The organism is Bradyrhizobium sp. (genome assembly GCF_035935975.1).
In the GTDB taxonomy this organism is placed as follows: domain Bacteria; phylum Pseudomonadota; class Alphaproteobacteria; order Rhizobiales; family Xanthobacteraceae; genus Bradyrhizobium.
The window spans coordinates 294,011-313,504 of sequence record NZ_DASYWN010000013.1 but is presented as its reverse complement, the minus strand read 5'-3'; the positions used below and the strand labels follow the sequence as shown (position 1 = coordinate 313,504).

18 protein-coding genes are annotated in these 19,494 nt (G+C 65.6%); 15 read left to right on the top strand and 3 right to left on the bottom strand.

The window, feature by feature from the left end:
- The first annotated feature begins 34 nt into the window (after nt 1-34).
- From VGR99_RS07165 to VGR99_RS07155, 3 genes are all read left to right on the top strand, one after another.
- On the top strand, nt 35-736 hold the full coding sequence (locus VGR99_RS07165) for a ribonuclease T2 (protein WP_326897622.1): 702 nt from the start codon (nt 35-37) through the stop codon (nt 734-736).
- A 177-nt stretch (nt 737-913) separates the two neighbouring features.
- The gene (locus tag VGR99_RS07160) at nt 914-1,774 is read left to right on the top strand and encodes a 23S rRNA (adenine(2030)-N(6))-methyltransferase RlmJ (protein ID WP_326897620.1); all 861 of its coding nucleotides are present in this window, start codon (nt 914-916) and stop codon (nt 1,772-1,774) included.
- 251 nt (nt 1,775-2,025) lie between these two features.
- Entirely contained in the window at nt 2,026-2,241 is a 216-nt protein-coding gene (locus VGR99_RS07155; protein ID WP_008544396.1) for a cold-shock protein, read from the top strand.
- Nucleotides 2,242-2,343: 102 nt separating this feature from the next.
- On the opposite strand, the gene VGR99_RS07150 is transcribed toward VGR99_RS07155, so the two are convergent.
- Entirely contained in the window at nt 2,344-2,967 is a 624-nt protein-coding gene (locus tag VGR99_RS07150; protein WP_326897619.1) for an outer membrane protein, read from the bottom strand.
- A 246-nt stretch (nt 2,968-3,213) separates the two neighbouring features.
- Between VGR99_RS07150 and uvrC the strand changes: the two genes are divergently transcribed.
- The 7 genes from uvrC to VGR99_RS07115 all read left to right on the top strand — a co-directional run bounded on the left by uvrC (nt 3,214) and on the right by VGR99_RS07115 (nt 9,428).
- Nucleotides 3,214-5,274, top strand: a complete 2,061-nt coding sequence (gene uvrC, locus VGR99_RS07145; RefSeq protein ID WP_326897618.1) for an excinuclease ABC subunit UvrC — start codon at nt 3,214-3,216, stop codon at nt 5,272-5,274.
- Between the two features lie 95 nt (nt 5,275-5,369).
- A complete protein-coding gene (pgsA, locus tag VGR99_RS07140) occupies nt 5,370-5,987 on the top strand; it encodes a CDP-diacylglycerol--glycerol-3-phosphate 3-phosphatidyltransferase (protein ID WP_326897617.1) in 618 nt (205 codons plus the stop codon).
- Nucleotides 5,984-6,235: a molybdopterin converting factor subunit 1 gene (moaD, locus tag VGR99_RS07135; RefSeq protein ID WP_011090205.1), complete on the top strand. Its 252-nt coding sequence runs from the start codon at nt 5,984-5,986 to the stop codon at nt 6,233-6,235. The genes pgsA and moaD overlap by 4 nt, the downstream gene beginning before the upstream one ends.
- Before the next feature lie 4 nt (nt 6,236-6,239).
- Nucleotides 6,240-6,722 carry a molybdenum cofactor biosynthesis protein MoaE gene (locus VGR99_RS07130; RefSeq protein WP_326897616.1) on the top strand — a complete coding sequence of 161 codons (483 nt, stop codon included), beginning with the start codon at nt 6,240-6,242 and terminating at the stop codon, nt 6,720-6,722.
- Nucleotides 6,722-7,681 carry a 50S ribosomal protein L3 N(5)-glutamine methyltransferase gene (gene prmB / locus VGR99_RS07125; protein ID WP_326897615.1) on the top strand — a complete coding sequence of 320 codons (960 nt, stop codon included), beginning with the start codon at nt 6,722-6,724 and terminating at the stop codon, nt 7,679-7,681. Before VGR99_RS07130 ends, prmB begins: the two co-directional genes overlap by 1 nt.
- Nucleotides 7,682-7,771: 90 nt before the next feature.
- Nucleotides 7,772-8,371 carry a phage holin family protein gene (locus VGR99_RS07120; RefSeq protein ID WP_326897614.1) on the top strand — a complete coding sequence of 200 codons (600 nt, stop codon included), beginning with the start codon at nt 7,772-7,774 and terminating at the stop codon, nt 8,369-8,371.
- A gap of 1 nt (nt 8,372) precedes the next feature.
- Nucleotides 8,373-9,428 carry a YihY/virulence factor BrkB family protein gene (locus tag VGR99_RS07115; protein WP_326897613.1) on the top strand — a complete coding sequence of 352 codons (1,056 nt, stop codon included), beginning with the start codon at nt 8,373-8,375 and terminating at the stop codon, nt 9,426-9,428.
- Nucleotides 9,429-9,469: 41 nt separating this feature from the next.
- Here VGR99_RS07115 and VGR99_RS07110 read toward each other — a convergent pair whose 3' ends face one another.
- Nucleotides 9,470-10,303 (bottom strand): class I SAM-dependent methyltransferase, encoded by an 834-nt coding sequence (locus tag VGR99_RS07110; RefSeq protein WP_326897612.1) that lies wholly within the window; start codon nt 10,301-10,303, stop codon nt 9,470-9,472.
- Between the two features lie 122 nt (nt 10,304-10,425).
- On the opposite strand from VGR99_RS07110, the gene VGR99_RS07105 reads away from it, so the two are divergent.
- The 3 genes from VGR99_RS07105 to VGR99_RS07095 all read left to right on the top strand — a co-directional run bounded on the left by VGR99_RS07105 (nt 10,426) and on the right by VGR99_RS07095 (nt 14,496).
- Nucleotides 10,426-11,988 (top strand): winged helix-turn-helix domain-containing tetratricopeptide repeat protein, encoded by a 1,563-nt coding sequence (locus VGR99_RS07105; RefSeq protein ID WP_326897611.1) that lies wholly within the window; start codon nt 10,426-10,428, stop codon nt 11,986-11,988.
- 144 nt (nt 11,989-12,132) lie between these two features.
- On the top strand, nt 12,133-13,626 hold the full coding sequence (locus VGR99_RS07100) for an EAL domain-containing protein (protein WP_326897610.1): 1,494 nt from the start codon (nt 12,133-12,135) through the stop codon (nt 13,624-13,626).
- Between the two features lie 15 nt (nt 13,627-13,641).
- Nucleotides 13,642-14,496 (top strand): TIGR01459 family HAD-type hydrolase, encoded by an 855-nt coding sequence (locus VGR99_RS07095; protein WP_326897609.1) that lies wholly within the window; start codon nt 13,642-13,644, stop codon nt 14,494-14,496.
- Nucleotides 14,497-14,681: 185 nt separating this feature from the next.
- On the opposite strand, the gene VGR99_RS07090 is transcribed toward VGR99_RS07095, so the two are convergent.
- Nucleotides 14,682-15,077, bottom strand: coding sequence for a response regulator (locus VGR99_RS07090; RefSeq protein WP_007596883.1), 396 nt, complete (start codon nt 15,075-15,077; stop codon nt 14,682-14,684).
- A 230-nt stretch (nt 15,078-15,307) separates the two neighbouring features.
- Here VGR99_RS07090 and VGR99_RS07085 point away from each other — a divergent pair, with 230 nt between their 5' ends.
- Entirely contained in the window at nt 15,308-16,279 is a 972-nt protein-coding gene (locus VGR99_RS07085) for a bifunctional riboflavin kinase/FAD synthetase (RefSeq protein WP_326897608.1), read from the top strand.
- 203 nt (nt 16,280-16,482) lie between these two features.
- Nucleotides 16,483-19,491, top strand: coding sequence for an isoleucine--tRNA ligase (gene ileS, locus VGR99_RS07080; protein ID WP_326897607.1), 3,009 nt, complete (start codon nt 16,483-16,485; stop codon nt 19,489-19,491).
- The last annotated feature ends 3 nt before the right edge of the window (nt 19,492-19,494 follow it).

The following is a 19,494-nucleotide window of genomic DNA, read 5'->3' as shown; positions in this document are numbered from 1 at the left end:
GGCTTATTGCACAGTCTGGTTGAGGGGCGTCGCCATGTTTCAGTTTAGATTGCATTCGTTCTCCCGCCTGATGATCTCGCTGACCCTGGCGGCCGGGCTGGTCGCCCTGGCCGGCGGTGCGAAGGCCCAGGACAAGCGGCAGAACGCGCCCGGCGAATTCGATTTCTACGTGCTGTCGCTGTCGTGGTCGCCGTCGTTCTGCGAGGAAGCCTCCGAGCGCGGCCGTGGCGGCGGGCGCTCGCAGATGCAATGCAACGGCCGGCCCTATTCGTTCGTGGTACACGGGCTGTGGCCGCAATACGAGAATGGCTTCCCCGAATACTGCCAGCGGCCCTCGCCGCGGCTGAACCGCAACATCGTCTCCTCGATGCTCGATCTGATGCCGGCGCCGGGCCTGATCTTCAACGAGTGGGACAAGCACGGCACCTGCTCCGGGCTCGACGGCCGCAATTATTTCGAGACGATCCGCAAGGCGCGCGCGGCGATCAAGATTCCGGCCGAATATCTCGACCTGTCGCAGACCAAGACCGTGGCGCCGGGCGAGGTGGAAGAAGCCTTCATCAAGGCCAATCCGGGCCTGAGCAATGCCGCCATCTCGGTCACCTGCAACCGGACCCGCCTCTCGGAAGTCCGCATCTGCCTCAGCAAGGATTTGCAGTTCCGCGCCTGCGAGGAAATCGAACGCCGCGCCTGCCGCCGCGAGCAGGTGACGATGCCGCCGGTCCGGGGCGGGTAGAGCAACCTCAATCAGTCATTCCGGGGCGCGCGGAAGCGCGAACTACGATGCGCAATTGCGCATCGGAGAACCCATTTCACCACCGACAATGCGGATAATGGCTTCCGGGCTCGGTGCTGCGTACCGCCCCGGAATGACGGCAGTTACTTTCGTCGCGCGATGTCGTAACTCTCCACCATGAACTATCGCCACGCCTTCCACGCCGGAAACTTCGCCGATGTCATCAAGCACATCGTGCTGGCGCGCATCATCACCTATCTGCAGGACAAGCCGGGGGCGTTCCGCGTCATCGACACCCACGCCGGCGCCGGCCTCTACGATCTCGAAAGCGACGAGGCGCGGCGTGGCGGCGAGTGGCTGACCGGAATCGCGCGGCTGATGCAGGCGCGCCTCTCGAACGAAACCGCGGCGCTGACGAAGCCCTATCTCGACATCGTCCGCGCCTTCAATCCGAAGGGCGAGCTCAAGGCCTATCCGGGCTCGCCGCTGATCGCGCGCGGCCTGCTGCGGCCGCAGGATCGCCTCGTCGCCTGCGAACTCGAGCCGAAAGCGCGCAAGGCGCTGATCGGCGTGCTGCGCCGCGACGAGCAGGCCCGCGTGGTCGATCTCGACGGCTGGATGGCGTTGCCGGCTTTCGTGCCGCCGAAAGAACGGCGCGGACTCGTGCTGATCGACCCGCCTTTCGAGGCCAAGGACGAGTTCGAGCGGCTGGGCGAGGCCTTCTCGACCGCCTTCGCGAAATGGCCGACCGGTATCTATGTAATCTGGTATCCCGCCAAGAACCGGCGCGCCACCGACACTCTGGCGCAATCCGTGGCGCGGCTCGCAGCCGCAGCAAAACCACCGGGCAAATGTCTGCGCCTCGAATTCAGCGTTGCACCGCAGCTCGATGGTGCGGCTCTCGCCTCCACCGGGCTCCTCATCGTCAATCCGCCATACACGCTGCAAGGCGAGCTCAAGACGATCCTTCCCGAGCTGGAAATGCCGCTCGGCCAGGGCGGAGCTGCCAGATTCCGATTAGAGGTGCCGAAGCCGTAATGCTCCGTCATCTTTGGGAAAAAGATGCAGTAGCGGTAGTCAATCTGCAAAGAACCGTATTATGCTGTTTGCGTGACTGGCTTTACGTTCCGCTTCCGCGAATGGTTGCGGCGGAGTGAAGGCCTAAGAAAGATCCGACCGGGCCGATGAGGCCCGCCCAAGGATGGCCAGCTCCCGGGCTTCGTAATGCCCGGTCATGTCGTGACGTGAGTCTGCGTCGCGACGGAGGAGCAATGAGGGGGAGTTTCCCGATGGCCATGACGGGAACGGTTAAGTTTTTCAACGGCGAACGCGGCTACGGATTCATCAAGCCGGATGATGGTGGTCGCGATGTTTTCGTTCACATTACTGCTGTGGAGCGGGCGGGACTAAAAGACCTTGCCGAGGGACAGCGCATCACTTTTGAAGTCGAGCCGGACAAGAAGGGGAAGGGACCGAAGGCGGTCAATTTAGTCATCCTCTCCTAGCGCATTTTCAAGCGAACGCTTGGCGCGAAAAGCACTGGCGCAAAAAAAGTCCCGGCCGCGAGCGGCCGGGAGGCTGTTGTCCGGTATTTTCTTCTTTGGCTATCAGAAGTGATAGTTCACGCCTGCGCGCACAACGCTGGCGCTATAGCCGTTTGACACGCCTGTGATTGCGAATTGGCTCGTCGACAAATCGATGTAGAGATATTCGAGCTTGGCGCTCCAGTTCGGCGCGAAGCCGACTTCCGCACCGGCACCGATGGTCCAGCCGGCACTGGTGTGCGATTCGGTCCAGCCGAAGGTCTGCGCGCGCAGCTCGCCGAAGGCGAGACCCGCGGTGCCGTAGACCATCACGTTGCTGAAGGTGTAGCCGGCGCGACCGCGCAAAGTGCCGAACCAGGGATTGGAAAACTTCCATGGCGCAAAAGTATCGTCGGCACCGGCGGCCTGGATATCGCCTTCGACACCGAACACCCACGGGCCGGTCTGGAAATTATAGCCGGCCTGAATGCCGCCGACGAAGCCGGCAGGCTTCACGGGCAAGTTGCTGACCGAGCCCCATTCGTAGCCGAGATTGGCGCCGAGATACGGACCCGCCCAGCTGTAGGCGTTGAGCGGCTGGTTGACGGTATAGGGCGCGCGCTGGCCGTAGTTGAAATCGGCAGCTTCGGCCGAAGCTGTCCAGCCAGCAGCAACCAACGCGGCTGCGCCCACAACGAGCCCCTTCATCACACACTCCAACGCAACTGCCGCCCCGCGATGCCCGCGCCTCCGCGCAAGGCAAAACCGCATGGTTACGGAACCACCATCTTTTCGCGTAAGATTTATCGAGAGTTTTAAGTTAAAGGCCTGTTAAGCCGGGTTACCGCGCTCTTAACAGGCTTAAGCAAGCGTTACCGGGAACCGCACCGCCATCCTGTGCGTGCCGCGCGGCCGGAACTTCAAATCAGCACCCCCAGCGCCTAAATTCGCACCATGGTTCACGATTCCACCGACAATCCGGACGACCGCGCGCGCAAAACGCCGCGCGCTGCTGCGACAGACGCCCCGGCCGAAGCCCTGGCGGCGCCGGACGTCGATCCCGCGGCAGCGGGCGGCGACGACGAGGACGAGGCGCTGCTGCCCGACATCCTGGAGGAGAGCGGCGCGGTCGGCGAAGAGCCGCTGGCGACCGGCCACGAGGCGATCGAGCGCGCCGTCCGCCTCGCCCCGACCTCACCCGGCGTCTATCGCATGCTCAGTGCGAACGCCGACGTGCTCTATGTCGGCAAGGCCAAGAACGTCAAAAAGCGCCTGTCCAACTATGCGCGCCAGAGTGCGCCGCAGCCGGCGCGCATCCTGCGCATGATCGCGGCCACGGTGACCGTGGAGATCGTCTCGACCAACACCGAGACCGAGGCGCTGCTGCTCGAAGCCAACCTCATCAAGCAGCTGCGGCCGCGCTTCAACGTGCAGCTCCGCGACGACAAATCGTTTCCCTACATCCTGATCACCGGCGACCATTGGGCGCCGCAGATCCTGAAGCATCGCGGCGCGCAGACCCGGCCCGGGCGCTATTTCGGCCCGTTCGCCTCCGCCGGCGCCGTCAACCGCACCATCACCGCACTTCAGCGCGCGTTCCTGATCCGCTCCTGCACGGACTCCTTCTTCGAGAGCCGCACCCGCCCCTGCCTGCTCTACCAGATCCGCCGCTGCGCCGGTCCCTGCACCCGCGAGATCGACTTCGGCGGCTATACGACGCTGGTGCGCGAGGCGACCGACTTCCTGTCGGGCAAGAGCCATGCGGTGAAGCAGGAGCTTGCCGGCGAGATGGAGAAGGCCTCCGGCGAGCTCGAGTTCGAGCGCGCCGCGCTCTACCGCGACCGTCTCGCCGCGCTGTCGGCGATCCAGTCGCAGCAGGGCATCAATCCGCGCACGGTGGAAGAGGCCGACGTGTTCGCCATCCACCAGGAGGGCGGCTTCTCCTGCGTCGAAGTGTTCTTCTTCCGCACCGGCCAGAACTGGGGCAACCGCGCCTATTTCCCGCGCGCGGAGAAGACTTATACGCCGGAGGAAGTGCTGGGCTCCTTCCTCGCCCAGTTCTACGACGACAAGCCGCCGCCGAAAGTCATCCTGCTCTCGCATGAGATCGAGGAGAGCGAGTTGCTCGCCAACGCATTGTCGATCAAGGCCGGGCACAAGATCGAGGTCACCGCACCCAAGCGCGGCGAGAAGAAGGAGCTCGTCGCCCACGCGCTGACCAATGCGCGCGAAGCGCTCGGCCGCAAGCTGGCGGACACCGCGACCCAAAGCCGCCTGCTCGACGCGATGGCCACGACGCTGAGCCTGCCGCACGCGCCCAAGCGGATCGAGGTCTACGACAACAGCCACATCCAGGGCGCCAACGCGGTCGGCGCCATGATCGTCGCCGGCCCCGATGGCTTCGTGAAGAACCAGTACCGCAAGTTCAACATCAAGTCGGAAGGGCTCACGCCCGGCGACGACTACGGCATGATGCGCGAGGTGCTGGAGCGCCGCTTCAAGCGCCTGATCAATCCGCCCGAGGACGCCGCCGGCAAGGCCAAGGACGACGATTTCCCGCAATGGCCCGATCTCGTCATCATCGACGGCGGCCGCGGCCAGCTCAATGCCGTCCGGGAGATCTTCACGAATCTCGGCCTGACCCAGGTGTCGCTGATGTCGGTCGCCAAGGGGCCGGACCGGGACGCCGGCCGCGAGACCCTGTTCATGCCGGAGCGCGAGGCGATCAAGCTGGAGCCGCGCGACCCCGTGCTCTATTTCATCCAGCGGCTGCGGGACGAGGCCCACCGCTTCGTCATCGGCTCGCACCGCAAGCTGCGCAAGAAGGACATCCGCGAGGCCGGATTGCAGGAGATTCCGGGCATCGGCCCGTCACGCAAACGTGCCTTGCTGCATCATTTCGGAACCCTGAAGGAGATCGAACGGGCCTCGATTGCCGATCTCGGCAAGGTTCCGGGGGTGAGCGCCGAGAGCGCCCGCAGGATTTTCGACTATTTCCATCCCCAGCCGGGGTGAACTAAAGGGGACGCGGTCATAAGGTCGTCGCATCCCGCACCCCATTTGGGGGCGGGACGGTTGACCTTCAGGCTTGAGCGGTATTGGTAGGACGGATGAACATCGCCACGACACGAGGGACCACCAGCCGCGCGATGTCCCTCCCCAACATCCTGACCTATGGCCGGATCGCCGCGATCCCGGTCGTGGTCGGATGCATCTATGCGCAGTCGATCATGGATCAGCCGCTGTGGCTGCGCTGGGTCGCCGTCGCCATCTTCATCGCGGCCGCGGTCACCGACTACCTCGACGGCTATTACGCGCGGATCTGGAATCAGCAATCGGCATTCGGCCGGATGCTCGACCCGATCGCCGACAAGCTGCTGGTCGCCTCGTGCCTGCTGATGCTGGCCGCCGACGGCATCATCCACGGCTGGTCGCTGTGGGCCGCCATCGTGATCCTGTGCCGCGAGATCCTGGTCTCGGGCCTGCGCGAATACCTCGCCGCGCTACGCGTCAGCGTGCCCGTGACCAAGCTTGCGAAGTGGAAGACCACGGTCCAGCTCGTCGCGATCGGCTTCCTGCTCGCGGGACCTGCCGGCGACGAGGTGGTGCCCGTCGTCTCGATGATCGGACTTGCGCTGCTGTGGGCCTCGGCAATCCTGACCATTTACACCGGCTACGATTATTTCCGCGCCGGCATCCATCACCTCATCAAGGAGGATGAGGGATGAAAGTGAAGTATTTCGCCTGGGTGCGCGAGCGCGTCGGCAAGGCCGAGGAGACCATCGAGCCGCCCGCGACCGTGCGTACCGTGGAAGAGCTGATCGCCTGGCTGTCCGGCCGGAGCGAGGCCTATGCTTACGCCTTCGAGAAGCCGAAGGTGATCCGCGCCGCGATCGACCATGCCCATGTCAAGTCGGACGCCGCCATCGCGGGTGCCCGCGAGATCGCATTCTTCCCGCCCATGACCGGCGGCTAGGCCCATGACCTCTCCTGCCACCGGCTGCCCCATCACCATCCGTATCCAGGAAGACGATTTCGACATCGCGCGCGAGATCGCGGTCCTGACCGGAAGCCGTACCGACATCGGCGCGGTCGTGAGCTTCTCCGGCATCTGCCGCGCGGACGAGGACAGCTCGAAGGTCGCCGCGCTGACGCTCGAGCATTATCCCGGCATGGCCGAGGACGAGATCAGGCGCCATGCCGACGAGGCCGTTTCGCGCTGGCCGCTCAATGGTGTCACCGTCATCCACCGCGTCGGTCGCTTCATGCCCGGGCAGAACATCGTGCTCGTGCTCACGGCCTCGCAACATCGGCAGGCCGCATTCCAGGCCGCCGAGTTCCTGATGGATTACCTCAAGACCAGCGCGCCGTTCTGGAAGAAAGAAGAGAGCGCCACCGGCACCGGCTGGGTCGAGGCCCACGCCCGTGACGACGAGGCCGCCGCACGCTGGACCAAATCCTGATGGCAAAAACTCTGAAGAAGACCGCGCGCGGCCGCGCCGCGCCAAAGCTCGCCAAGGTCGGCCCCGGCGAGCTGCTCACGCTGCTTGATTTCGTCCGCTATGCGGTGAGCCGCTTCGTTGAAGCAAAGCTCGCCTTTGCGCACGGCACGACCGATCCGGTCGCCGAAGCCGCCTTCCTGGTCTGCGAAGCCCTGCATCTGCATCCCGACCAGCTCGAAACGTTTGCCCACGCGCGCATCACCGCCGCAGAAGGCAAGACCATCCTCGACCTGATCCATCAGCGCGTCACGACGCGCAGACCGGCCGCCTATCTTGTCAACAAGATCTACATGCGCGGCCTGCCCTTCTATGTGGACGAGCGCGTCATCGTTCCGCGCTCCTTCATCGGCGAGCTCCTGGAGTCGCATTTCGGCGGCGATGGCGAACCCGGCTCGCTGATCGACGATCCCACCGCCGTCGAGCGCGTGCTCGATCTCTGCACGGGCTCGGGATGCCTCGCGATCCTCGCCGCACATCATTTCCCGAATGCCGCGGTCGACGCCGTCGACATCTCCAAGGGAGCACTCGAAGTCGCCGCCCGCAATGTCAGCGAATTCGGGCTCGATGAGCGGATCACGCTGCATCGCGGCGATTTGTTCGCCCCGCTCGGCGATGCGCGGTATGACTTGATCATCACCAACCCGCCTTACGTGGATGCCGAAGGCATGGCGGCATTGCCGCCGGAATGCCGGGCCGAGCCCAAGCTCGCCTTCGACGGCGGCGCGGACGGTCTCGACGTGGTCCGGCGCATTCTGCAGGACGCGCCCGATCACCTCACGCCGGACGGCGGCCTGATCTGCGAAATCGGACGCGGCCGCGACCTGGTCGACGAGGCCTTCCCGGAACTGCCACTGCTCTGGCTCGACACCGAAGATTCCGAGGGCGAGGTGTTCTGGATCGCGGCCGCCGATCTCGGCTGATCCGGTCCGGCAAAACGCGCGCCGGCGGAACCAGTCAAATTCCGCCACGTTCATCCCCCGACGAATGTCTCGCTCTCGGAGGATGTCCGCATGCTCGCGCCATCGGGTGAATTGCTGCGCGCCGGCATGGCGCTGAAACTCAACCATCTCAAGCGCGCGGCCCGGTCCTACCTGCGCGACCGCACCAGCCAGACCACGGGGCGCCTGACCTCCTACGCGGTGGCGGCGGGACTGTTCGCGGTCGCCGCGCTGTTCCTGATTGCGACCTTCTTCGTCGGCCTGGTCGCGCTCTACCGCTGGGTCGCCATCGCTTACGGCCAATTCTGGGGTCTGGGTGCCGTCGCGGCCGTGCTGCTGGTGCTCGCCGCAATGTGCGCCGGGGTGGCCATGGCCCAGATGAATCGCCGGACCCGCCCGATCGTGCCGCTCGCCAGCCGCATGCGCGTTGCGATCGCGACGCCGCGGATCCCGCGCGGAACGGTCAAGCAGGCGGTGAAGGAGGTCGCGACCACGATCCCGCTGGTGCCGCTCGCGCCGGGCGAACGCGGCCATGAACGCAGCCATGGCGGCAGTGCCTCGTCAGCCCGGACCAACCGCTCCGTGCAGCTTGGCCTGATGCTCGCCGCGATCGGATTACTGGGCTTCACGGCCGCGCGCCGGCGGCACCACAGCCACGGATTGGACGCCTGAGATGCGTGCGCGGCGCTCCGGGCAGCTCGACTCCTGGCTGCTGGTCGCCGCCACCGCCGTCTTCGTCCTCACGGCGGAGCGCTATTTCCAGGAGACCGGCCTGATCGGATCGGGGCCTCCGCAAGACCATCGCAACAAGGAAGGCAACTCACCGGAAACCAGCCCGACAGGCGCCGCCATGCAGCCCGGCCGCGGCCGCCGCTCGACGAGCCCGTTCGCGATTCCCTGGGCGGGCTGGAAGGACATCCTCTGGCGCACCTACAAGCGCATCGACGACGATCGCCTGCTGGCGACCGCCGGCGGCGTCGTCTTCTTCGGGCTGCTCGCGATCTTCCCCGCGGTGACCGCGCTCGTCTCGTCCTACGGATTGTTCGCCGATCCCGCCACCATCAGTGACAATCTCCAGAGGTTGGCGCTGATGCTGCCCGCGGGCACGTTCGAGATCGTCGAGGACCAGGTCGCGCGCGTGGTCTCGAAAGGCAACAGCGTGCTGGGCGCGGCCTTCCTGTTCGGCCTCGTGCTTGCGGTCTGGAGCGCCAATGCCGGCGTCAAATCCATCTTCGACGCGCTCAACGTCGCCTATGAGGAGCGCGAGAAGCGCGGCTTCATCAAGCTGAACCTGATTTCGCTGAGCTTCACGGTCGGCGCCATCGTCGCGCTCCTGCTGATGGTGGGCGCCGTGGTCGCCTTCCCGCTCGCGCTCGACCATCTCGGCATTGCGCCGGAGAGCAAGCTGATCGTCGCGCTGGCGCGCTGGCCACTGCTGCTCGTCATCCTGCTGGCGGCGCTGGCCGTCCTCTACCGCTTCGCGCCCAGCCGCGACGCACCGCGCTGGCAATGGCTGAGCATCGGCGCGGTGACGGCCGCCCTGCTCTGGATCGCCGGCTCGTCGCTGCTGTCCTGGTACCTCTCGGCCTTCGCCAATTACAACGCGACCTACGGATCGCTCGGCGCCGCGATCGGCCTGATGACGTGGATGTGGATGTCGGCGATCGTCATCATGTTCGGCGCCGAGCTGAACTCGGAGATCGAGCGGCAGTCAGCAATGGCTTCTTAAGCGGTCAGGCCGGAGATCGTCCGGCCTGCCCCATCAGCATCTCAGCGCTTGGTGATGACGGCTTCCAGATATTCGCTGTGCACGACGATCGTGCCGTCATCGGCATGGTTGAACTCGCCGAGCAGCGCCAGGAGATCACTCTGCAGCGCGGCCTGGCCGCGCTCGTCGAGTGCGGCAAACGCCTTCAGCGTGGGTCCGTAGAACGTCTTGAATATCTCGAGCCAGTGCTCCGGCGAGCGGTAGCGGAACACAAACATGCGCGGTTCCGCCACGATCTCCGAGGCCATACTGCCGAACATCTCCTCGAGCCGCGCCGGCGTGCCCCACAGCGCCGGCGACTTCATGCCGGCCGGCGGCGGCAAGTGTTTGCCGATGGTCTTGAAGAGCTGGCCGATAAAGCCCTGCGGGGTCCAGTTGGCGAGGCCGATCTTGCCGCCGGATTTGCAGACCCGCGCGAGTTCGGAGGCCGCCTTGTCCTGGTCCGGCGTGAACATCACACCGAAGGTCGAGACCACGACGTCGTAGCTCGCGTCGGCAAACGGCAGCGCTTCGGCGTCCGCCTCGCGGAATTGGACCGTCAGATGCTCCGCGGCCGCGCGCTCCCGCCCGCGCTTGAGCAGCGCCGGCACATAATCGGTAGATGTGACGTCACACCAGCGCCGTGCGGCGGCCAGCGTCACATTGCCGTTGCCGGCGGCGACGTCCAGCACCTTGCTGCCGGCGCGTAAGTCGAGTGCCTCACAGAGCTGCTCGCCGACGATCTGCAAGGTGGTACCGACGACGGCATAGTCGCCGGACGACCAGGCGCCATGCTGGCGCTGCTTGACGGCGGCAAGATCGGGGACGGCAGGCTGGAGTGCGGCGGCTGTCGACATGGGCAATCTCCTGGGGGTTGAAAACGCCGGGACGATAGGGCGCATGCGCATCGCTGGCCTTGAGAGCGGCATTATTTTACGCTGAGACGCCCTTGATTTCCGGACGGGAGCGAGGAGGAATCGTGACGCTTCGGTTTGAGGATTTTTCGCTCGACCCCGCGCGCCGCGAATTGCGGCGCGGGGACACGTTGATCCCGCTCGAGCCCCAGGTGTTCGATCTGCTGCTTCATCTCGTCCGCAATCGCGAGCGCGTGGTGACGCGGGACAATCTGCTCGATGCGATCTGGAACGGGCGCGTTGTCTCGGAATCGACGATGACGAGCCGGATCAACGCGGCTCGCCGCGCGGTCGGCGACAATGGCGAGGAGCAGCGGCTGATCCGAACCATCGCGCGCAAGGGCGTGCGGTTCGTCGGCGCGGTCACGGAGATTTCCTCAGACGCCGCGCCCGCTGCGGCGAGCAAGCCGGCCGCGCCGACGCCGGCCGTCTTGCCGCTGCCCGATCGTCCCGCGATCGCGGTGCTGCCCTTCAACAACATGAGCGGTGAGACCGAGCAGGATTATTTCTCCGACGGCATCAGCGAGGACATCATCACCGCGCTATCGAAATTGCGATGGTTCTTCGTGATCGCGCGCAACTCCTCCTTCATCTACAAGGGCCGTACGGTTCATCTGCGCCAGGTCGCCGAAGAGCTCGGCGTGCGCTACGTCGTCGAGGGCAGCGTTCGCAAGGACGGCGACCGCGTCCGCATCACTGCCCAGCTCAACGACGTCGCCACCGGCAGCCACCTCTGGGCCGAGCGCTACGACCGCGAGCTCGCCGACGTCTTCGCCGTCCAGGACGAGATCACCGAAGCGATCGTCGCCGCGATCGAGCCGCAGCTCTATGCGGCGGAAAGTTTTCGCGCCCAGCGCAAGCCGCCCGACAGCATGGACGCATGGGACCTCGTGATGCGCGCGCTGTCGCATTATTGGCGCGTGACGCAGCAGGATCACATCGCCGCGCGGGTCCTGCTCGAAAAGGCCATCGCGCTCGACCCGAACTACGGCAAGGCGCTCGGCCTGCTCGGCACCAGCTACATGTTCACGGCGCATATGGGCTGGATGGAGATGGCGACCGCCATCTCCGCCGCCGAGCGCGCGGCGCGGGCCGCCATCCGCGCCGACAACGAGGATGCCTGGGCCCATAATGCGCTCGGCCACGTCAACCTGTTCGCGCGGCGGTTCGAGGACTCGCTGGCCGAATTCGAGACGGCGCTCCGGCTCAATCCCAACTTCGCGCTGGCGCAGGGCTATTACGGCCTGGCGCTCAGCTATTGCGGCCGCTGGCGGGAGGCCGACGAAGCCGCGCGGCGGGCGATCCGCCTCAGCCCGCGCGATCCGTATGCGCCGGTCTATTTCGGCATCGCCGCCTATGCCCGCTATCTCGGCGGCGATTACGAGGAGGCGATCCGGCTCGCTCAGGAGTCGCTGCGCCAGCGCAGCGACTTCGTCGGCGCGCACCGGGTGCTGACGGCCGCCGCCGGCATGGCCGGGCAGACCGAGATCGCCCGCGCGGCCCTGAAGGAGCTCCGCCGCGCCCAGCCGAACGTGTCGCTGGCCTGGATCGCGGAGTTCATGCCGGTGAAGCTCGCCTCCGACCGCGAGCACTATCTCGAAGGCTTTCGCCGGGCCGGTCTGACATGAGCCGCAACGAGGCCGCTATCCCCTCGAATCAACAATGATGTTAGGGTGATACGGCTTGGGGGAGCATGAGGCGTGACGGGACCGGACGCGGCCCGTGTTTTCCCGGGGGTGAGGCTGTCAGCTCTTTGAGGCGTAACGCGCGGCATGATTCGCATTTCGACGATCTTCATCGCCATCTGCATGGTTCTGGTCGCGGCTTCGCTCGGGCTGGTGCTCTACTCGGTCGCCGGCATCAGCGGAACTGAATCCGCGATTGTGGCGCTGACGGCGCTGACCTTCCTGATCCTCTACAACGCGGTGTCGATGCGGCTGCGCGACCGCAGCGACGTCGGCGGCCAGATCGCCGACCTCTCCCGCGGCACCGCCGACCTCGCCCGCCAGGTCGCCGAGTTCGGCCGCCGGTTGGCTGCCATCGAGGGACGGATCGCCTCGTCCAATTCGACCAATTCCGACCGCATCCAGTCGGTGGTCGGCGAGATCAACGAGCTCGGCGGGCTGGTCAAGCAGCTCGCCACCACCGTGTCGGCCCATGAAGACATGCTGGCCGGCGCAGCACCGGCGCCCTCTCCGGCTGCGGCAGTGACGCGGCCGGAACTGGAGGCGCCGATCGATCTGATCGCAGCGGTCGAGGAACGCCCGGTTGCGCCGCCGCTTCCCGCAGCGCCGCAGCGCCCCATAGTGCCGTCGCGGTCCGCACCGGCGGTTCAGACCCAGGGCGCCAATCCGGCTCAAACCGCCAACGGCCGCGGCCAGACCCAGATGCTGGCGACGCTGCGCAACGCCGTCGACGAGAACCGCATCGACATCTTCCTCCAGCCGATGGTGACGCTGCCGCAGCGCAAGGTGCGGTTCTACGAGGCCGTAACGCGGGTGCGCGACGAGCGCGACCAGCTGATTGCCGCCGAGGAATTCATCAGCATCGCAGAGGCCTCCGGGCTGATCGGGCGCATCGACAACATGGTGATGCTGCGCTGTGTGCAGGTGCTGCGCCGCCTGATGGTGCGCAACAAGGATGTCGGCGTGTTCTGCAACGTCGCGGCCTCGACGCTCGGCAATTCCACCACCTTCGGGCAATGCCTCGACTTCCTCGAAGCCAACCGCGCGCTGGCGCCCTCGCTGGTGCTGGAGTTCAAGCAATCGACCTTCCGCAATCTCGGCCCGGTCGAGACCGAGAATCTCGCCGCGCTCGCCCAGCGCGGCTTCCGCTTCTCGATCGACCATGTCACGGACCTCAGGATCGAGCCGCGCGAGCTCGCCGACCGCGGCGTGCGCTTCATCAAGGTGCCGGCCAACCTGCTGCTCGATCCCAGGCAGGCTTCGACCTCGGACATCCACCCGTCCGACCTCTCCGACCTGCTCGGCCGCTTCGGCATCGACCTGATCGCCGAGCGGATCGAGGGCGAGCGCGCGGTGGTCGATCTGCTCGACTATGACGTGCGATTCGGCCAGGGATTCCTGTTCGCGCCGCCCCGGCCATTGCGGCCGGAAGGGGCTTCTGCTACCGGCGGGGCCTCGCCGAACCAGGCGCAGGACATTCAGGGATCCAATGGCTCCGCTTCCCCCAGCCCAGGCGCTGCGTCTTCCGCGCCTCCAGCCCAACGCATCACCGGCAACGCGGCGCTCGCGCGCCGCATCTGATCGGCCGCACGCATCATGACCACGCTGCATTTCGCCGAAAGCCTGCGCGAGCTCGTGGGTGGTGTGGACGTCGTGCTCAGCGACATCTGGGGCGTGGTCCATAACGGCCTGGAATCCTTCCCCGAAGCCTGCGAGGCGCTGCACACCTATCGCAGCCGTGGCGGTACGGTGATCCTGATCACCAACGCGCCGCGCCCGGCCGACTCGGTGCAGCGGCAGTTGCGCAAGCTGGGCGTCGCCGACGAGACCTATGACGCGATCGTCTCGTCGGGCGATCTGACCCGGCTCTATGTCGCCGAGCATCCCGGCAGCAAGATGTTCTGGCTCGGCCCCGAGCGCGACAACTCGATCTATCGCGGCCTCGATGCGACCACCGCACCGCTGGAAGAGGCGGACTACATCGTCTGCACCGGTCTCTATGACGACGAGACCGAGACGGCGGAAGACTATCGCGGCATGATGCTGCAGGCGCGCGAGCGCAAGCTGACGCTGGTCTGCGCCAACCCCGACATCGTGGTTGAGCGCGGCGACCGGCTGATCTATTGCGCCGGCGCGATCGCGGAGCTCTATCGCGAGCTCGGCGGCGAGGTGATCTTCTACGGCAAGCCGCACCGGCCGATCTACGAGCGCGCCATGGCGCTTGCCGGCGAACGCCAGGGCCACCAGATCGACCGCAAGAAGGTGCTGGCAATCGGCGATTCGGTTCGCACCGACCTGACCGGCGCGCGCGAATTCGGCATCGACTGCCTGTTCGTCACCCGCGGCATCCACGCCGAGGAGTTCGAGGGCCTCGACCAGCTCGACCCGAACTCGGTGATGGAATTGTTCGGCCACCCGCCGAAGGCCTTGATGCGCGAATTGAAGTGGTGATGGCAGAGCCCGCGCAGATGCCGCGGGCTTAGACCAATTGCTTAGCCCCAGTCGCCGTCATGGCGGGCTCGCCCCGGCCATCCACGATCCACGACTTCACTTGCAATCCACAAACGCCGAATACCCGGGCCAAGCCCGGGCATGACGTTCCAAATGGAAAGATTGTTGTGCGGTCAGGCGCGCGCTTACGCGCTCGCCATGTCCGGGAAGACCGCCTCGATCTTGGTCTTCAGCGTCGCCGCATTGAACGGCTTGACGATATAGTTGTTCACGCCGGCCTTCTTCGCCGCGATCACGTTCTCGGTCTTCGATTCCGCCGTGATCATGATGAAGGGCGTGGTGGCGAGGTTCGGATCCGCGCGCACTTCGCGCAGCAGGTCGTACCCCGTCATCGGCTCCATGTTCCAGTCGGAAATCACGAGCCCGTACTTCTTGCCGCGCATCTTGTTCAGCGCTGCCGAACCGTCGCTGGCATCGTCGATATTCTCGAAGCCAAGCTGCTTCAGCAGATTCCTGATGATACGGATCATGGTGCTGTAATCGTCCACCACCAGAACCGACATCGACAAATCAACCGCCATCTCGACTCCCCCAAACGCAAACCCAGGATTGCTACAATCGGACCCGTCGGGCTCCAGCCCCTCAGTTCCACGTTTCAAGGACTAGCACCAAGGCGTTAAACAGCGCGTTAATCGCAGGCGGCCCCGAAGGACTGAAATCACGTTCAATCCGGTCGCCCCCTGCCGCTTGACTTCGTCCGGCCGGTCAAGCCACGGTCCGGACCGGTCCTGCCGCTTCGAGAATTCCCCTGATGGCCCCGCATTTTACCGTTATCCGCGATACGACGCCGGATTCCGCGATATTGAAGGGCGCCGTGGTCGCCATGGGCAATTTCGACGGCGTTCATCTTGGCCATCGCGCGGTGATCGCAGCGGCCATGGAAATGGGCCGCGCGCATGGCCGCCCTGCGCTGGCGTTGACCTTCGAGCCACATCCACGGCGATTCTTCAGCCCCAACACCCCGCAATTCCGCCTGACGGACGAACCGGCCAAGCTGCGGCTGCTGGCCGGCACCGGGCTCGCCGGCGCCGTGGTCATGACCTTCGACAAGGCGCGGGCCGGCACCACCGCGCAAGATTTCATTCACCATGACCTGATCGGGCGGCTCGGCGTCAGCGGCATCGCGGTCGGCTACGACTTCCATTTCGGCAAGGGACGGGTCGGCTCCCCGGGCCTGCTCGTGAACGAGGCACCCCGGCTCGGCATCGAGGTCGACGTCCAGCCGCATGTCGATATCGACGAGCGGCCGGTGTCCTCCAGCGCGATCCGGATCGCGCTGGCCGAAGGCCAGCTCGACGAAGCCACCACCATGCTGGGGGCGCCGTGGTTCATCACCGGGGAGGTCATTCACGGCGAGAAGCGCGGCCGCGACCTCGGCTACCCCACCGCCAATATCCGCCTGGACGCCAATTGCGGACTGAAGCACGGCATCTATGCCGTGCGGGTCGGCCGCGGCGCCGAGCGCCTCGACGGGGTGGCAAGCTTCGGCCGCCGCCCGACCTTTGATAATGGCGCCCCGCTGCTGGAGATCTTCCTGTTCGACTTCAAGGGCGACCTCTACGGGCAGGCGCTCGACTGCGCCTTCGTCGGCTTCATCCGCGAGGAGCTGAAATTCGACAGTCTGGAGGCCCTGATCCGCCAGATGGACGACGATTCCGTCCGCTCCCGCGCCATGCTGGCCGCCGCCCCGGACGCGTTTCCGCGGCTCGGCGCGGTCGATTGAGGCCGAAAGCCGGCCCGCCCAGCCTTTGCGCTTCCTCCGCCCGGCTGCTATGGAGAGCCCATGTTTGCGCGGCGCATCATAGGGATTAGCGGCCCGGCTTCCGCCTGAGCCTTCGGCTCGGCGCAAGACCGGGATTTCGTCGTTTCACCCCGCGATTCCGCATCGCCATCCGTTCCCGCGCCATTTCCGAGCCAGTCAGCCTCATGTCCGAAAAGCCGCAGAAGTCCCAAAAGTCTGAAGTCAACGACTATTCGAAAACCCTGTACCTGCCGCAGACCGAATTCCCGATGCGCGCCGGCCTGCCGCAGCGCGAGCCGGAACTGCTGAAATACTGGAACGATATCGGCCTCTACGACAAGCTGCGCCAGGAAGCCCGGGGCCGCGCCAAGTTCGTGCTGCATGACGGCCCGCCCTACGCCAACGGCAACATCCATATCGGGCACGCGCTGAACAAGATCCTCAAGGACGTCGTGACCAAGAGCCAGCAGATGCTCGGCTTCGACTCCAATTACGTGCCCGGCTGGGATTGCCACGGCCTGCCGATCGAATGGAAGATCGAGGAGGAGAACTATCGCAAGAAGGGCAAGCAGAAGCCCGACTTCCGCGACTCCGCCGCGATGGTGGCGTTCCGTAAAGAGTGCCGCGCCTATGCGACGCACTGGATCAACGTGCAGCGCGAGGAATTCAAGCGGCTCGGCATCATCGGCGATTGGGATCATCCCTATGAGACCATGACCTACCCCGCCGAAGCGCAGATCGCGCGCGAGCTGATGAAGTTCGCCGCCAACGGCACGCTCTATCGCGGCTCCAAGCCGGTGATGTGGAGCGTGGTCGAGAAGACCGCGCTCGCCGAAGCCGAGGTCGAATACGAGGATTACACCTCCGATATGGTCTGGGTGAAATTCCCGGTCACCTCGCCCGCGCACGGCGCGCTCGCCAACGCCAGCGTCGTGATCTGGACCACCACGCCGTGGACGCTGCCCGGCAACCGCGCCATCTCGTTCTCGCCGAAGATCGTCTACGGCCTCTACAAGGTGACGGATGCGCCCGCGGACAATTGGGCCAAGACCGGCGATCTCCTGATCCTCGCCGATGCGCTTGCCGCCGAAGTGTTCAAGCAGGCGCGCGTCACGTCCTATGAGAAGGTGCGCGACATCCCCGGCGACACGCTGGATGCCGTCGAATGCGCCCATCCGCTGAAGGGCCTCGATGGCGGCTACGAGTTCATCGTGCCGCTGCTCGCCGGCGAGCATGTCACCGACGACACCGGTACCGGCTTCGTGCACACCGCGCCGAGCCACGGCCGCGAGGACTTCGACGTCTGGACGGCCAACACCCGCGAGCTCGATGCGCGCGGCATCTCGACCGCGATCCCCTACACCGTCGACGAGAACGGCGCCTACACCGCACAGGCCCCCGGCTTCACCGGCAAGCGCGTGCTCAACGACAAGGGCGAGAAGGGCGATGCCAACGAGGCCGTGATCAAGGCGTTGATCGAGAGCGGCAAGCTGCTCGCGCGCGGCCGCCTCAAGCACCAATATCCGCATTCGTGGCGCTCGAAGAAGCCGGTGATCTTCCGCAACACGCCGCAATGGTTCATCGCGATGGATAAGGACATCAGCGAGGACGGCCATGCCAAGAAGGGCGACACGCTGCGCGCCCGCGCGCTGCGTGCGATCTCGGTCACGCAATGGGTGCCGCCGTCGGGCGAGAACCGCATCAACGGCATGATCGCCAACCGTCCGGACTGGGTGATCTCGCGCCAGCGCGCCTGGGGCGTGCCGATCGCCGTGTTCGTGCGCGAGAAGGCCGACGGCTCGGCCGAGATCCTGCAGGACGAGATCGTCAACCAGCGCATCACCGAAGCCTTCATGGAGGAAGGTGCTGACGCCTGGTACATGGATGGCGCCCGCGAGCGCTTCCTCGGAACGCGCGCATCCGAAGACTGGAAGAAAGTCGACGACATCTGCGACGTCTGGTTCGATTCCGGCTCCACGCACGCTTTCGTGCTGGAAGATCGCCAGAACTTCCCGCAGCTCGGCAACATCGTCCGCAAGATCGACGGCGGCGACGACACCGTGATGTATCTCGAAGGCAGCGACCAGCATCGCGGCTGGTTCCATTCCTCGCTGCTGGAGAGCGCCGGCACGCGCGGCCGCGCGCCCTACGACATCGTGCTGACCCACGGCTTCACGCTCGACGAGAACGGCCGCAAGATGTCGAAGTCGCTCGGCAACACCGTCGAGCCGCAGAAGGTGATCAAGGATTCGGGCGCGGACATCCTGCGCCTGTGGGTCTGCGCCACCGACTATGCCGACGACCAGCGCATCGGCCCGGAGATCCTGAAGAACACCATCGAGACCTATCGCAAGCTGCGCAACTCGATCCGCTGGATGCTGGGAACGCTGCATCACTTCAAGCCGAGCGAGAAGGTCGCCTATGCCGACATGCCCGAGCTCGAGCGGCTGATGCTGCACGAGCTGGCCGGCCATGCCGAGACGGTTCGCAACGCCTATGCCGCGTTCGACTACAAGACCGTGGTCGCGAGCCTTGCGGCCTTCATGAACTCGGAGCTGTCGGCGTTCTACTTCGACATCCGCAAGGACACGCTGTATTGCGATCCGCCGTCCTCGGCGGCGCGCAAGGCCGCGCTGACCACGATCGACATGCTGTGCGATGCCATCCTGAAGTGGCTGGCGCCGATCCTGAGCTTCACCACCGACGAGGCGTGGCGGATGTTCCGCCCGAGCGCAGAGCCGTCGGTGCATCTGACCTTGTTCCCCGAAGGTATCGAAAAGCTCCGCGACGACGGGCTCGCCGCGAAGTGGGAAACGATCCGCAACGTCCGCCGCGTCGTCACCGGCGCGCTGGAGCTCGAGCGTGCCGCCAAGAACATCGGTTCGTCGCTGGAAGCTTCGCCGGTGATCTATGTCGCCGACCGCGACATGCTGATGGTGCTGTTCGACACCGATCTGGCCGAAGTCTGCATCACCTCGAACTACGAGGTGCGTGAGGGCGAGGCGCCGGCCAATGCATTCCGTCTCGACGCTGTGCCGGGTGTCGCGGTCGTGGTCGAGAAGGCGGTCGGCACCAAATGCGCCCGTTCCTGGAAGATCTCGCCGACGGTCGGCGAGGACGCCGAATATCCCGACGTCACCCCGCGCGACGCCCAGGCGCTGCGCGAATGGAAGGCGTTGGGCGTGAGCGTCTGATCC